Annotated in this window: 12 protein-coding genes and 1 pseudogene; 1 reads left to right on the forward strand and 12 read right to left on the reverse strand. The window is 71.0% G+C overall.

The window, feature by feature from the left end:
• Nucleotides 1–77 precede the first annotated feature (77 nt).
• The 11 genes from ACIG5E_RS23645 to uvrA form a co-directional block, all read right to left on the reverse strand.
• Nucleotides 78–365, reverse strand: a complete 288-nt coding sequence (locus tag ACIG5E_RS23645) for an RNA polymerase-binding protein RbpA (RefSeq protein WP_030308030.1) — start codon at nt 363–365, stop codon at nt 78–80.
• A gap of 204 nt (nt 366–569) precedes the next feature.
• Entirely contained in the window at nt 570–806 is a 237-nt protein-coding gene (gene secG / locus ACIG5E_RS23650; protein WP_396536298.1) for a preprotein translocase subunit SecG, read from the reverse strand.
• A gap of 87 nt (nt 807–893) precedes the next feature.
• Nucleotides 894–1,679, reverse strand: a complete 786-nt coding sequence (gene tpiA / locus ACIG5E_RS23655; protein WP_396536300.1) for a triose-phosphate isomerase — start codon at nt 1,677–1,679, stop codon at nt 894–896.
• Nucleotides 1,680–1,683: 4 nt separating this feature from the next.
• The gene (locus ACIG5E_RS23660) at nt 1,684–2,886 is read right to left on the reverse strand and encodes a phosphoglycerate kinase (RefSeq protein ID WP_396536302.1); all 1,203 of its coding nucleotides are present in this window, start codon (nt 2,884–2,886) and stop codon (nt 1,684–1,686) included.
• 151 nt (nt 2,887–3,037) lie between these two features.
• A complete protein-coding gene (gap, locus tag ACIG5E_RS23665; RefSeq protein WP_396536304.1) occupies nt 3,038–4,045 on the reverse strand; it encodes a type I glyceraldehyde-3-phosphate dehydrogenase in 1,008 nt (335 codons plus the stop codon).
• A gap of 300 nt (nt 4,046–4,345) precedes the next feature.
• Nucleotides 4,346–5,326, reverse strand: a complete 981-nt coding sequence (whiA, locus tag ACIG5E_RS23670; protein WP_030288283.1) for a DNA-binding protein WhiA — start codon at nt 5,324–5,326, stop codon at nt 4,346–4,348.
• The gene (gene yvcK / locus ACIG5E_RS23675; protein ID WP_396536338.1) at nt 5,317–6,402 is read right to left on the reverse strand and encodes a uridine diphosphate-N-acetylglucosamine-binding protein YvcK; all 1,086 of its coding nucleotides are present in this window, start codon (nt 6,400–6,402) and stop codon (nt 5,317–5,319) included. Before yvcK ends, whiA begins: the two co-directional genes overlap by 10 nt.
• Nucleotides 6,403–6,466: 64 nt before the next feature.
• Nucleotides 6,467–7,351 (reverse strand): RNase adapter RapZ, encoded by an 885-nt coding sequence (rapZ, locus tag ACIG5E_RS23680; protein ID WP_396536306.1) that lies wholly within the window; start codon nt 7,349–7,351, stop codon nt 6,467–6,469.
• A 118-nt stretch (nt 7,352–7,469) separates the two neighbouring features.
• Nucleotides 7,470–9,527, reverse strand: coding sequence for an excinuclease ABC subunit UvrC (uvrC, locus tag ACIG5E_RS23685; protein ID WP_396536308.1), 2,058 nt, complete (start codon nt 9,525–9,527; stop codon nt 7,470–7,472).
• A 66-nt stretch (nt 9,528–9,593) separates the two neighbouring features.
• On the reverse strand, nt 9,594–10,043 hold the full coding sequence (locus ACIG5E_RS23690; RefSeq protein ID WP_396536310.1) for a Rieske (2Fe-2S) protein: 450 nt from the start codon (nt 10,041–10,043) through the stop codon (nt 9,594–9,596).
• 117 nt (nt 10,044–10,160) lie between these two features.
• Nucleotides 10,161–13,073 carry an excinuclease ABC subunit UvrA gene (uvrA, locus tag ACIG5E_RS23695; RefSeq protein ID WP_396536312.1) on the reverse strand — a complete coding sequence of 971 codons (2,913 nt, stop codon included), beginning with the start codon at nt 13,071–13,073 and terminating at the stop codon, nt 10,161–10,163.
• A 269-nt stretch (nt 13,074–13,342) separates the two neighbouring features.
• On the opposite strand from uvrA, the gene ACIG5E_RS23700 reads away from it, so the two are divergent.
• Nucleotides 13,343–14,077 carry a maleylpyruvate isomerase family mycothiol-dependent enzyme gene (locus ACIG5E_RS23700; protein WP_396536314.1) on the forward strand — a complete coding sequence of 245 codons (735 nt, stop codon included), beginning with the start codon at nt 13,343–13,345 and terminating at the stop codon, nt 14,075–14,077.
• Nucleotides 14,078–14,132: 55 nt separating this feature from the next.
• On the opposite strand, the pseudogene ACIG5E_RS23705 reads toward ACIG5E_RS23700, so the two are convergent.
• Nucleotides 14,133–14,546: pseudogene (locus ACIG5E_RS23705) on the reverse strand (RNA-guided endonuclease TnpB family protein); the annotation flags it as partial.
• Nucleotides 14,547–14,639 lie beyond the last annotated feature (93 nt).

The following is a 14,639-nucleotide window of genomic DNA, read 5'->3' on the forward strand; positions in this document are numbered from 1 at the left end:
CGCGGAGAACGCCGAAGGGCGCCCACCGTCATCAGACGGTGGGCGCCCTTTCTGTTTGTCCGGCGCTCGCTCTCAGGTCAGATCTCGCCGCGCAGCTTGGCCAGCGCCTCGGCGAGGATCGCCTCGCCGTCGGCGTCGGTGCGCCGCTCGCGGACGTAGGCGAGGTGGGTCTTGTAGGGCTCGTTGCGCGAGGGCGCCGGCGGGTTGTGCTCGTCCTGCCCGGCCGGGAAGCCGCAGCGCGGGCAGTCCCAGGTGTCCGGGATGACGGCCTCGGCGGCGAAGCTGGGCCGGGTCTCGTGCTTGTTGGCGCACCAGAAGGAGATCCGGTTGCGCGGAGCGGACTCGCCGCGCTCCGCCTCCCCCATCGGGCCGGCCCCGACCCTGCTGCCACGGATGGCGTTGCCACTTGCCACGGTCTGACTCCCTGCGTGCTGGTGCGCCGACCCGCCGCGGTGCGCGTCGGTGGCGAAGTCGTCCTAGTGTAAGCAGGACTTAAGCTTCCGCCACCATCGCCTCCGCCCCCGACCGTCCAAGGATAGGCGCTCGGGCGACGGGGCGTCAGGCTTGTGTCAGCTCTTGTACTTCAGGAGCAGGCCCAGCACCAGGATGCTGGCGAACCAGCCGATGCCCACCACGATGGTGATGCGGTCCAGGTTGCGCTCGGCCACCGCCGAGCCGCCGCCGGTCGACATCGCGCCGCCGCCGAACATGTCCGACAGGCCGCCGCCCTTCCCCTTGTGCAGCAGCACCAGCAGGATCATCAGCAGGCTGAAGACGATCAGGGCAATCGAGAACCCGAGAACCACGACGGGACCAACTCTCTCGTTACTTCGGCGAAGGGGCCGGGCCGCGTACGGCGGTCCGGCCCCAAAGCCTACGTTGCTGCGGCGGCGTTAGCCTACTGCCTGCTCACGGTAGCGCACGATCTTGACGAACTCGTCGGCGTCCAGCGAGGCACCGCCGATCAGGCCGCCGTCGATGTCGGGCTTGGCCATCAGGCCGGCCGCGCTCGACGACTTGACCGAACCGCCGTACAGCACACGGACCTTGTCGGCCAGCTCGGCGGAGTACAGCTCGGCGATCCGCCGGCGGATGGCGGCGCAGACCTCCTGGGCGTCCTCCGGGGTGGCCACCTCGCCGGTGCCGATCGCCCAGACCGGCTCGTAGGCGACCACGATGGACTCGGCCTGGTCGGCCGGGACGCCCTCCAGGGCACCGTCCAGCTGGGCCAGCGTGTACTCGACGTGGGTGCCGGCCTTGCGGACCTCCAGCGGCTCGCCGATGCACAGGATCGGGGTGACCCCGGCCCGGTAGGCGGCCTTCACCTTGGCGTTGACGATCTCCTCGTTCTCGCCGTGGTACTGGCGGCGCTCCGAGTGGCCGATCACCGCGTAGGTGCACTGCAGCTTGGCCAGCATCGGGCCGGAGACCTCGCCGGTGTAGGCGCCGCCGTCGTGCTGCGAGATGTCCTGCGAGCCGTACTTGATCTTCAGCTTGTCGCCGAAGACCAGGGTCTGCACCGACCGCAGGTCGGTGAACGGCACCAGGACGGCCACCTCGACGGCCTCGTAGTCCTTGTCGGCCAGCGCGAAGGCCAGCTTCTGGGTGTGCTGGATGGCCTCAAGATGGTTGAGGTTCATCTTCCAGTTGCCCGCCATCAGCGGGAGACGCTCAGTCATGCTTTCAGCCTTCCAGGGCGGCGAGACCGGGGAGGGTCTTGCCCTCCAGGTACTCGAGGCTCGCGCCACCGCCGGTCGAGATGTGCCCGAACTTCGTCTCGTCGAAGCCCAGGATGCGGACGGCCGCGGCGGAGTCGCCGCCACCGACCACGGTGAACGCGTCGCTGTCGATCAGCGCCTTCGCGACGGCCGCGGTGCCGTTCGCGTAGTCCGGGTGCTCGAAGACGCCCATCGGGCCGTTCCAGAACACCGTGCCGGCGTCGGCCAGCTTCGCCGCGTAGAGCTCGCGGGTCTTCGGGCCGATGTCCAGGCCCTCCTTGTCGGCCGGGATCGCGTCCGAGGCGACGAGCTCGGGGTTCGCCGGGGTCTTGCCCTTGAGGTCCGGGAACTCGGCGGAGACCAGGACGTCCACGGGCAGGACGAACTCGACGCCCCGCTGCTCGGCCTCGGCCAGGTAGCCCAGGACGGTCGGGATCTGGTCCTCCTGCAGCAGCGAGATGCCGACCTCGTGGCCCTTGGCCTTGAGGAAGGTGTACGCCATGCCGCCGCCGATCAGGATCCGGTCGGCCTTCTTCAGCAGGTTGTCGATCACACCGAGCTTGTCCGACACCTTGGCGCCGCCGAGCACCACGACGTACGGGCGCTCGACGTCCTCGGTGAGCTTCCTCAGCACGCCGACCTCGGTGGCGATCAGGTCGCCGGCGGCGTGCGGCAGCAGGGCCGGCAGGTCGTACACCGAGGCGTGCTTGCGGTGCACGGCGCCGAAGCCGTCGCCGACGTACAGGTCGGCCAGGGCGGCCAGCTGCTCGGCGAAGGCCTTGCGCTCGGCGTCGTCCTTGCTGGTCTCACCGGCGTTGAAGCGCAGGTTCTCCAGCAGCGCGACCTCGCCTGCGGCCAGCGCGGCGACGGCGGACGTGGCGGACTCGCCCACGGTGTCGGCGGCGAAGGCGACCGGCTTGCCGAGGATCTCGCCGAGGCGCTCGGCGACCGGGGCGAGCGAGAACTGCGGGTCCGGCGCGCCCTTGGGACGGCCGAGGTGGGAGGCGACGACGACCTTGGCACCGCGCTCGACGAGCTTGGCGAGGGTCGGGGCGACGGCGCGGATCCGGCCGTCGTCGGTGATCCGGCCGTCCGACAGCGGGACGTTCAGGTCGGCGCGTACGAAGACGCGCTTGCCGGCGACGTCCAGGTCTTCGATGGTCTTCACGGGTTCTTCGGTCTCCTGGGGAGATGGTTGATGCGCAGAGGCGGCACGGCGCAGGGGCCGCCTGAGAAGTCCTTGTACGCAGAGCGAGGGCCCGGTCGGCACATTTCGCCGTCCGGGCCCTCGCCCCTACATCACGTCAGCTCCCACCGCGTCAGAGCTGGCCACCGACGAGGGTGACCAGGTCGACGACGCGGTTCGAGTAGCCCCACTCGTTGTCGTACCAGCCGAGCACCTTGACCTGGTTGCCCTGGACCATGGTCAGGCTGGAGTCGAAGATGCAGGAGGCCGGGTCGTTGACGATGTCCGAGGAGACGATCGGGTCCTCGGTGTAGGCCAGGATGCCCTTGAGCGGGCCCTCCTGCGCGGCCTTCTGGAAGGCCGCGTTGACCTCGTCCTTGGTGACCTCGCGCTCCAGGGTGACGACCAGGTCGGTGATCGAGCCGGTCGGGACCGGGACGCGCAGCGAGGTGCCGTCCAGCTTGCCCTTCAGCTCCGGCAGGACCAGGGCGGTCGCCTTGGCGGCACCGGTCGAGGTCGGGATGATGTTCTGCGAGGCCGCACGAGCACGGCGCAGGTCCTTGTGCGGGAAGTCCAGGGTCACCTGGTCGTTGGTGAACGCGTGGACGGTGGTCATCAGACCCTTGACGATGCCGAAGCTCTCGTTCAGCACCTTCGCCATCGGCGCCACGCAGTTGGTGGTGCAGGAGGCGTTGGAGATGACGTGGTGGTTGGCGGCGTCGTACTTGTCGTCGTTGACACCCAGGACGATGGTGACGTCCTCGTCGGTGGCGGGCGCCGAGATGATGACCTTCTTCGCGCCGGCGGTGAGGTGCTTCTTCGCGGCCTCGGCCTTGGTGAAGATGCCGGTGGACTCGACGACGATGTCGGCGCCCAGGGCGGCCCACGGCAGGTTGGCCGGGTCACGCTCGGCGGTCACCTTGAAGGTGTGGCCGTCGACGGTGATGCTGTCCTCGGTGTGCGAGACCTCGCCCGGGAAGGTGCCCAGGGTGGTGTCGTACTTGAGCAGGTGAGCCAGGGTCTTCGTGTCGGTGAGGTCGTTGACACCGACGATCTCGATGTCCGCGCCCTGGGCCTTGACGGCGCGGAAGAAGTTGCGGCCGATGCGGCCGAAGCCGTTGATGCCTACCCGGATCGTCACGAACCGATCTCCTCGTTAGGTACGCCGGCGCTGAGCCGACGGGGATGAGATTTGGGAAGTCCCCGACCGCCTACGACCCTACCTCTCCCGGGCCTGCGAGGGCACATCGCGCCACCTGGCAAGACGCTGGCGTGGCGCGGTCGAGGGCCCTCCGCCCCCGCCGCCCCGGGCCGTTGGTCCTGGTCAAGTGGTCTTGACCAATTTCGGTTCGCCGTCCGGCTCCCGTCCGGGCCCGGACACGGCGACGGCCGGTGCCCGGAATCCGGACACCGGCCGTGTCGCACTCACGGACCGAGATCGTCAGTTGAGCGCCATCTCGTCGGTCAGGTTGGCCTCGGTGCTCGGCAGGCCGAGCTCGGCGGCGCGCTTGTCGGCCATCGCCAGCAGGCGGCGGATCCGGCCGGCCACCGCGTCCTTGGTCAGCGGCGGGTCGGCGAGCGCGCCCAGCTCCTCCAGCGAGGCCTGCTTGTGCTGCATCCGCAGCTGGCCGGCCGCGGCGAGGTGCTCGGGCACCTCCTCGCCGAGGATCTCCAGCGCGCGGGCCACCCGGGCGCCGGCCGCCACCGCGGCCCGGGCCGAGCGGCGCAGGTTGGCGTCGTCGAAGTTGGCCAGCCGGTTGGCGGTGGCCCGGACCTCGCGCCGCATCCGGCGCTCCTCCCAGGCGAGCACCGACTCGTGCGCCCCCAGCCGGGTCAGCAGCGCGCCGATCGCGTCGCCGTCGCGGATGACCACCCGGTCCACCCCGCGCACCTCGCGGGCCTTGGCCGGGATGCCGAGCCGGCGGGCCGCGCCGACCAGCGCCAGCGCCGCCTCGGAGCCGGGGCAGGTGATCTCCAGCGAGGAGGAGCGGCCCGGTTCGGTGAGCGAGCCGTGCGCCAGGAAGGCCCCGCGCCAGGCCGCCTCGGCGTCGCAGGTGGCCCCGGAGACGACCGCCGGGGGCAGGCCGCGGATCGGACGGCCGCGGCCGTCCACCAGGCCGGTCTGGCGGGCGAGCAGCTCGCCGTCCTTGACCACCCGGACGACGAAGCGGCTGCCGCGCCGCAGCCCGCCGGGCGCCATCACCACGAGGTCGGAGGAGTGCCCGAAGATCTCCAGCAGGTCCTTGCGCAGCCGCCGTGCCGCCGCCCCGGTGTCCAGCTCCGCCTCGATCACGATGCGGCCGCTCACGATGTGCAGTCCGCCCGCGAACCGCAGGATCGCCGACACCTCCGCCTTGCGACAGCAGGCCCGGGTGACCGGGAGCCGGCTGATCTCGTCCTTCACCGCTGGAGTCATCGCCATGGCCCGATCCTTCCATGTGTCCGGAAAATCCGGTCGTACGCGGCCGCCAACAGCTCGGGGTCGTGTCGCGGGGTGCCGTCGGTGCGGGCCACCGAACCGAGCACCAGAGCGGCACCCATCCGTTCGGCGGCCTTCTCCAGACCGGCCAGGTCAGCCTGGCCGAAGGCGCCGCCCGTGACGGCGCGCTCGTCCACCAGGATCGCATCCACCACGAGGCCGGGAGCGTGGTCGGCGATGACCTCCAGGTGCCGCTGCGGCGTGAAGCCCTCGGTCTCGCCGGGCTGTGGGGCCAGGTTCAGCGTGAGCAGGCGGCGGGCGCGGGTCTCCATCAGCGCCTTGGCCAGCTCGGGCACCAGCAGGTGCGGCAGCACGCTGGTGAACCAGGAGCCGGGGCCGAGCACCACCCAGTCCGCCTCCCGGACCGCCGTGACCGCCTCCGGCACGGCCGGCGGCTCGTCCGGCAGCAGCCGGATCGACTGCACGGTGCCGGGGGTGGCCGCCACGCTGGCCTGGCCGCGGACGGCCGAGACCTCGGCCGGGCGGGCCGGGTCGTGGCCGCGCACGGTCGCCTCGATGTCCAGCGGCACCGCCGACATCGGCAGCACCCGGCCCTGGACGTTCAGCAGCCGGCCGACCCAGTCCAGCGCCGCCACCGGGTCGCCCAGCTTCTCCCAGAGCGCGACGATCAGCAGGTTGCCGACCGCGTGGCCGCCCAGTTCGCCGTTGCCGGTGAAGCGCTGCTGGATCACCTCGGACCAGGTGCGGCCCCAGTCGTCGTCCCCGCACAGCGCGGCCAGCGCCTTGCGCAGGTCGCCGGGCGGCAGCACCCCCAGCTCCTCGCGCAGCCGCCCGCTGGAGCCGCCGTCGTCGGCGACGGTGACCACGGCGGTCAGGTCGCTGGTGAGCCTGCGCAGCGCGGACAGCGAGGCGGACAGGCCCTGGCCGCCGCCGAGCGCGGTGATCCGGGGCGCCGGATTGGCCCGGGCGGGACTGCTGCGCGGACGGCTCGGCGACGGGCTGCCCGCCCGTTCGCCGGTCCTGCTCTGCGGCTGCCGCCCGGGCACGTATCCCGCCACACTCACCTCGTGTTCCTCTGCCCCGCCACCGGCTCCGCCGGCGGCCCGGCAGGGAAGGCGGCGGTTACTCCCGTCCCATGTCACGGTGGACGAGCACCGTCTCGACTCCGTCGGCGATGAGACGCTTGGTCAGACGCTCGGACATGGCGACGCTGCGGTGCTTGCCACCGGTGCAGCCTACGGCAAGCGTCATGTAGCGCTTCCCCTCCCGGCGGTAGCCCTCGGTAACGATCCGGAGGAGCTCGGCGTAACCGTTCAGGAACTCGTTGGCGCCGGGCTGCTGGAAGACGTAGTCGGCGACGTCCGCGTCGGTGCCGGTGCGGGCCCGCAGCTCGGGCACCCAGTGCGGGTTGGGCAGGAAGCGGCAGTCCACCACGAGGTCGGCGTCGACCGGCAGGCCGTACTTGAAGCCGAAGGACATCACGGTGGCGCGCAGCTCGGGCTCGTCGTGGTCGGCGAACTGGGCGTCCAGCTTGGCGCGCAGCTGGTGCACGTTGAGGTTGGAGGTGTCGATCACCAGGTCGGCCTCGCCGCGCAGGTCGCGCAGCAGGTCGCGCTCCTGGTCGATGCCGTCAACGATCCGGCCGTCGGCCTGCAGCGGGTGCGGGCGGCGCACGCTCTCGAAGCGGCGGACCAGCGCCTCGTCGGAGGAGTCGAGGAAGACCACCCGGAGCCGGACGCCGCGCTTCTCCAGCTCGTCCAGCGAGGTGAGCAGGTCGTCGAAGAACTGGCGGCCGCGGACGTCCACGACCACGCCGATCCGGGCGACGTTGCCCTGGGAGCGGGCGCCCAGGTCGACCATGGTGGGGATCAGGGCCGGCGGCAGGTTGTCCACCACGAACCAGCCCAGGTCCTCCAGGCACTTCGCGGCGGTGGAGCGGCCGGCTCCGGACATGCCGGAGATGATCACCAGCTCCGGCGCGTTCTCAGCCACGTCTGACACGGTCACTTGGGTTCCCCGTTCTCGGTCTTTCTGCTGGGGAGAACGCGCACGGCACGGCCGCCCTTCCCCGTCCCGGACAGGCGGGCGGGTTCGGGGCGCGCCGATGGACGGGCGGCGTCGGCCGTCATGGCGTCTCCTGGGATGGTGCGGTCTGGGGTACTGCGGCCACCGGCTCGGCCCCGTCCTCGATGATCTCGCCGGTCGCGGTGTTGACCGCGGGTGCGGCGGGTGTACGGGACGACAACGCCGCCGCAACAGTCTCCGCGGTGCGGCGCCCGATGCCCGGTACCGCGCAGATCTCGTCGACGGTGGCGGCCCGGAGCTTCTTCAGCGAGCCGAAGTGCTTGAGCAGCGCCCGGCGGCGAGTTTCGCCGAGGCCTGGGACGGAGTCCAGCTCCCCGGCGGTGAGTCGCTTGGAACGCTTGTTGCGCTGATAGCTGATCGCGAAGCGGTGGGCCTCGTCGCGCACCCGCTGGAGCAGGTAGAGGCCCTCGCTGGAGCGCGGCAGCACGACCGGATCGTCCTCGCCGGGCAGCCAGACCTCCTCCAGGCGCTTGGCCAGGCCGCACAGCGCGACGTCGTCGATGCCGAGCTCCTCCAGGGCACGCTTGGCGGCGGCGACCTGCGGCTGGCCGCCGTCGACCACCAGCAGCTGCGGCGGGTAGGCGAAGCGCTTGGGGCGGCCCTCCTCGTCCCGGCCGCCGGCGGCGAGGTCGGATTCGGCGCCGGCGGGCTCGTCCTCCTCCGGGACGGCCCACTCGCCGGTCTGCTCGCGCTCCTGGAGGTAGCGGCGGAACCGGCGGCTGATCACCTCGTGCATCGAGCGGACGTCGTCCTGGCCCTCGAAGCCCTTGATCTGGAAGCGCCGGTACTCGCTCTTGCGGGCCAGGCCATCCTCGAAGACGACCATCGAGGCGACCACGTCCTCGCCCTGGAGGTGGGAGATGTCGTAGCACTCGATGCGCAGCGGGACGGAGTCCAGCTCCAGCGCGTCGGCGATCTCCTGGAGGGCGCGACTGCGGGTGGTGAGGTCGGAGGCGCGCTTGGTCTTGTGCAGTGCGAGCGCCTGCTGGGCGTTGCGCTGCACGGTGGCCATCAGGTCCTTCTTGTCGCCGCGCTGCGGGATGCGCAGGTCGACCTGGCTGCCGCGCAGGCCGCTCAGCCACTCCCGGACGGGGGCGAGGGGCTCGGGCAGGGCGGGGACGAGCACCTCGCGCGGGACGGACTCGTTGCGCTCGTCCGAGGCGGCGCCGCCGTACAGCTGCTGGAGGGCGTGCTCGACCAGTCCGGCGGTGTCGACGTCCTCGACCTTGTCGGTGACCCAGCCGCGCTGGCCGCGCACCCGGCCGCCGCGGACGTGGAAGATCTGGACGGCGGCCTCGAGTTCGTCCTCGGCGACGGCCAGCAGGTCGGCGTCGGTGGCGTCGGCGAGCACGATGGCGTTCTTCTCCATCGCGCGCTTGAGGGCGCCGATGTCGTCCCGCAGCCGGGCCGCCTTCTCGTACTCCATCTCGGCGGCGGCCTCCTGCATCTGGTCCTCCAGCCGGCGCAGGTAGTTGCCGGTGCGCCCGGCCATGAAGTCGCAGAAGTCCTCGGCCAGCTCCCGGTGTTCGTCCGCCGAGACCTTGCCGACGCAGGGGGCGGCGCACTTGCCGATGTAGCCGAGCAGGCAGGGGCGGCCGACCTGCCGGGCGCGCTTGAACACGCCGTTGGAGCAGGTGCGGACGGGGAAGACGCGCAGCAGCAGGTCGACTGTCTCGCGGATCGCCCAGGCGTGCCCGTACGGGCCGAAGTAGCGCACGCCCTTCTTGTGCGCCCCGCGCATCACCTGGACCCTCGGGTACTCCTCGTTGAGGGTGACGGCGAGTTCCGGATAGCTCTTGTCGTCGCGGTACTTGACGTTGAACCGCGGGTCGAACTCCTTGATCCAGGAGTACTCCAGCTGGAGCGCCTCGACCTCGGTGGCGACCACGGTCCACTCCACCGAGGCGGCGGTGGTGACCATGGTCGCGGTGCGCGGGTGCAGCCCGGCCAGGTCCTGGAAGTAGGACGACAGCCGCGGCCGCAGGCTCTTGGCCTTGCCGACGTAGATGACCCGGCCGTGGGCGTCACGGAACCTGTAGACGCCCGGGGAGGTCGGGATCGCGCCCGGCGCCGGGCGGTAGGTGCTCGGGTCAGCCATGGCTCCACCGTACCGAGTGCGGTCGGGGCCGCGGGGACGGGATCGAAGGGGAGGCGCTCAACTGCTTCAGCTCGGGGTCACCTTGAGGTTCCCGCCCTCGACCGTGACGGTGTAGGCGGGCAGCGGGCTGGGGGCCGGGCCGTCCTGCACCGCGCCGTCGGCGATGCCGAACCGGCTGCCGTGGCAGGGGCACTGGATCTGCTCCTTGTTCACCTGGTCCACGATGCAGCCGGCGTGGGTGCACTTGGCACTGAAGGCCTTGTACTGGCCGGCGGTCGGCTGGGTCACCACGATCTTCTGCTCGCGGAAGACCTTGCCGCCGCCCTCCGGGATCGCCGAGGCCGGGCCGAGGTCCACCGGGCCCTGGGCCGCGGCACTGCTCTTGTCCGAGGAACCGGAGGAGGACGAACTGCAGCCGGTGACGGCCACGGCGCCGCCGGCCGCCAGGACGGCCGCGGCCCCGCAGAGCAGGGTGCGCCGGGAGGTGGCGGGGCTGGTCTCGGGGGCCTCGGACATCGGTGCGCTCCTACGGGTTGCTGCTGCTGCGAGGGACCACGGAAGTCTATGCCGCACGCGCCCCGCCGCTCCCAGGCGTCTCGAACAGTCTGAGCGGCCTGGGAGCGGCGGATGGGGCTACTTCTTCACGGCGGCGGCCCGCTTGCGCGGGGCCTTCTTGACCGGCGCCGCGACCGGGGCGTCCGCGAAGTCGCTCGGCAGGATGTCCCGCAGGAACTTGCCGGTGTGACTCTCCGAGACGGCCGCGATCTGCTCCGGGGTGCCCTCGGCGACCACCGTGCCGCCGCCGGAGCCGCCCTCGGGGCCCATGTCGACGATCCAGTCGGCGGTCTTGATCACGTCGAGGTTGTGCTCGATCACGATCACCGTGTTGCCCTTGTCGACCAGCCCGCTGAGCACCTTGATCAGCTTGCTGATGTCCTCGAAGTGCAGACCGGTGGTGGGCTCGTCCAGCACGTAGACCGTCCGCCCGGTGGAGCGCTTCTGCAGCTCGGAGGCGAGCTTGACGCGCTGCGCCTCGCCGCCGGAGAGCGTCGGCGCGGACTGGCCGAGCCGGACGTAGCCGAGGCCGACGTCGTTGAGCGTCCGCAGGTGGCGGGCGATCGCGGGGACGGCCTCGAAGAAGGACAGCGCCTCCTCGATCGGCATGTCCAGCACCTCGGCGATGGACTTGCCCTTGTAGTGCACCTCCAGCGTCTCCCGGTTGTACCGGGCGCCGTGGCAGACCTCGCACGGCACGTAGACGTCCGGCAGGAAGTTCATCTCGATCTTGATCGTGCCGTCGCCGGTGCAGTTCTCGCAGCGGCCGCCCTTGACGTTGAAGGAGAACCGGCCCGGGAGGTACCCGCGGACCTTGGCCTCCTGGGTCTCCGCGAAGAGCCGGCGGACGTGGTCGAACACCCCGGTGTAGGTGGCCGGGTTGGACCGCGGGGTGCGGCCGATCGGCGACTGGTCGACGTGCACCACCTTGTCCACCAGGTCGGTACCGGTGATCCGGGTGTGCCGGCCGGGCACACTGCGGGCGCCGTTCAGCTCCCGGGCGAGGTGGGTGTAGAGGATGTCGTTGACCAGGGTCGACTTGCCGGAGCCCGAGACGCCGGTGATCGCCGTCAGGGTGCCGAGCGGGAAGCCGACCGTGACGTCCTTGAGGTTGTGCTCGCGGGCGCCGTGCACAGTCAGCTGGCGCTTCCTGTCCCGGTCGCGGCGGGCGGCCGGGATCGGGATGGACCGCTTGCCGGAGAGGTACTGGCCGGTCAGCGACTCCTTGTTGGAGAGCAGCTGCTTCAGCGAACCGGAGTGCACCACCTTGCCGCCGTGCTCGCCGGCGCCCGGGCCGATGTCGACCACCCAGTCCGCGGTCTTGATGGTGTCCTCGTCGTGCTCGACGACGATCAGGGTGTTGCCGATGTCGCGCAGCCGCACCAGCGTCTCGATCAGCCGGTGGTTGTCCCGCTGGTGCAGGCCGATGGACGGCTCGTCCAGCACGTACAGCACGCCGACCAGGCCGGAGCCGATCTGGGTGGCCAGCCGGATGCGCTGGGCCTCGCCGCCGGACAGGGTGCCGGCCGCGCGGTCCAGGGAGAGGTAGTCCAGGCCGACGTCGACCAGGAAGCGCAGCCGCTCGTTGACCTCCTTGAGGACCCGCTCGGCGATCTGCTTGTCCCGGTCGTTGAGCTTCATCGCGCCCAGGAACTCGGCGCAGTCGCTGATCGACATCGAGGAGACGTCGGCGATCGACTTGTCCTCGACCGTGACGGCCAGCACCACCGGCTTGAGCCGGGTGCCCTGGCAGGTCGGGCAGGGCACCTCGCGCATGTAGCCCTCGAAGCGCTCGCGGCTGCTGTCGCTCTCCGCCTCGGTGTGCCGGCGCTGGATGAACGGGACGGCACCCTCGAAGCCGGTGCTGTACGAGCGCTCGCGGCCGAAGCGGTTGCGGTAGCGGACCTGCACCTGGTGCTTGTGCCCGTACATCAGCGCCTTCTTGGCGCGGGCGGGCAGCCCGGCCCAGGGGATGTCGGTGCGGAAGCCGAGCTCCTCGGCGAGCGCGTCGATCAGGCGCTGGAAGTAGTCCTTGGCGTGCCCGGCCGACCACGGGTGGATGGCGCCCTCGTCGAGCGAGCGCTCAGGGTCCGGCACGACCAGCTCCGGGTCGACCTCCATCCGGTTGCCCAGGCCCGAGCAGTCCGGGCAGGCGCCGAACGGCGAGTTGAAGGAGAACGAGCGCGGCTCCAGCTCCTCGAACGACACGTCGTCGTACGGGCAGTAGAGGTGCTCGGAGTACATCCGCTCGCGCTCGGGGTCGTCCTCGGGGAGGTCGACGAAGTCGAGCACGACCATGCCGCCGGACAGTCGCAGGGCCGTCTCCACCGAGTCGGTGAGCCGCCGCTTGGCGCTCTCCTTGACGGTCAGGCGGTCGATGACCACCTCGACGGTGTGCTTCTCCTGCTTCTTCAGCTTCGGCGGCTCGGCGAGCTGGATCGTCTCGCCGTCGACCCGGGCGCGGGAGTAGCCCTTGGACTGGAGGTCGGCGAAGAGGTCGACGAACTCGCCCTTGCGCTCGCGCACCACCGGGCTGAGCACCTGGAAGCGGGTGCCCTCGGCGAGCTCCAGCACCTTGTCCACGACCGCCTGCGGCGACTGCTTGGCGATCGGGCGGCCGCAGTGCGGACAGTGCGGCTTGCCGATCCGGGCGAACAGCAGGCGCAGGTAGTCATAGACCTCGGTGATCGTGCCGACGGTCGAACGGGGGTTGCGGTTGGTGGACTTCTGGTCGATCGAGACGGCCGGGGAGAGGCCCTCGATGAAGTCCACGTCGGGCTTGTCCATCTGCCCGAGGAACTGACGGGCGTAGGAGGACAGCGACTCGACATAGCGGCGCTGGCCCTCGGCGAAGATCGTGTCGAAGGCGAGCGAGGACTTGCCGGAGCCGGAGAGGCCCGTGAAGACGATGAGGGAGTCGCGGGGCAGGTCGAGCGAGACGTTCTTGAGGTTGTGCTCGCGAGCACCGCGGACGATGAGGCGGTCGGCCACTGCTTCTGGCGCCTTTCTCCGGGGCGAGAGGGCTTGCGGTGAGTTCGGTTTCTTCTTCCAGGATGCGGCAGCCAGCCTACTAGCTCAGACGTTCGAATATCGACCTTGTCCAGCCGGGACCACCCGAACGAGTGAGGCCGGACCCGGGACCGTCCGTACTCGGACCGAAAACCCCCTGCTCAGGGCCGGGAATCGGCGGTAGCGTCGGCTGGTCAACGAGCGAGGCCCGGTCCGGGCAACGCGCCGTCTCGTACAGAAGGCAGTTTTCGATGACCGACCCGCAGTCCGCAGCCTCCGTCGCCGCCGAGTGGCTGAGCCTGGTCGAGCGCAGCACCCAGCGCATGCTGGAGACCGTCTCCGAGCTGAAGCCCGACGCCGTCACCGAGCCCTCCGCCCTCCCCGGCTGGACCCGCGGCCACGTGCTCGCCCACATCGCCCGCAACGCCGACTCCCTGGTCAACCTGCTGACCGGCGCCCGCACCGGCACCGACATCCCGCAGTACGCCAGCGAGGAGGACCGCGAGCAGGGCATCGAGGACGGCGCCGGCCGCCCGGTGGACGCCCAGCTCGCCGACCTGCGCGAGTCGCACGAGCGCTTCCTCGCAGCCGTCGCGCTGATGACCGACGAGAACTGGGCCGCCGACGTGCGCCACCGCTCCGGCGCCGTCTTCCCGGCCTGCGACCTCGTCTGGAAGCGCCTCGGCGAGCTGGAGTACCACCTGGTCGACCTCGACGCCGGGTACACCCCCGCCCGCTGGCCGGAGCCGTTCGCCGTCACCGAGTTCCACAAGCTCGCCCTGCGGCTGCACGGCACCGACCTGCCCGCCGTCGAACTCGTCGCCGAGGACACCGGGGACCGCGGCCTGATCGGCACCGGCGAGCCCGTCCTGACCGTCCAGGGCCCCGTCCGCGCCCTGCTCGCCTGGCTCTCCGGCCGCTCCGACGGAGCCGACCTGCGCCGCACCCCCGACACCGCGCTCCCCCGGCTTCCCCCGCTGGGCTGACGGCGCGAGGTTGGCTTCCTCCCCTCTCCTGACGGAGAGGGGAGTCCCCTCAGCCTCACAGCTGAGCCGCGGCGCGTGTGCGCGGCGGTGGGACGACTTCCTGCTTCACCGACGGCCGCCCGCTCGGAGTACTCCGTTGAGGTCTTACACCGTCTCCACAGGCTGCGACCGCCAGCCCGGCGGCCAGGATGTTGCGTGCCGCGTTCACGTCCCGATCGTGGACCGCTCCACAGTCACACGCCCACTCGCGGACGTTCAACGGCATCGTGGCGGCGATGGCGCCGCAGGCCGAGCACAGCCTGGAGCTGGGGAACCACCGGTCGATGGTCACCAGGTTCCGGCCGTACCAGGCGCACTTGTACTCCAGCATGGCCCGCAGCTCACTCCAGCTCGCGTCACTGATCGCACGGGCGAGCTTCTTGTTCTTGAGCATGTTGCGGACGGCGAGGTCCTCGATCACGACCGTTTGGATGCCCCTATGACTGTCAAGCAGTCATGCCGGGAGCGGTGTGAGCCCGACACGTGGCAGCAGCGAGAAGACCTCGCGGGCGACGTAGCGCTT

It is taken from the genome of Kitasatospora sp. NPDC053057 (genome assembly GCF_044546945.1).
Taxonomy (GTDB): domain Bacteria; phylum Actinomycetota; class Actinomycetes; order Streptomycetales; family Streptomycetaceae; genus Kitasatospora.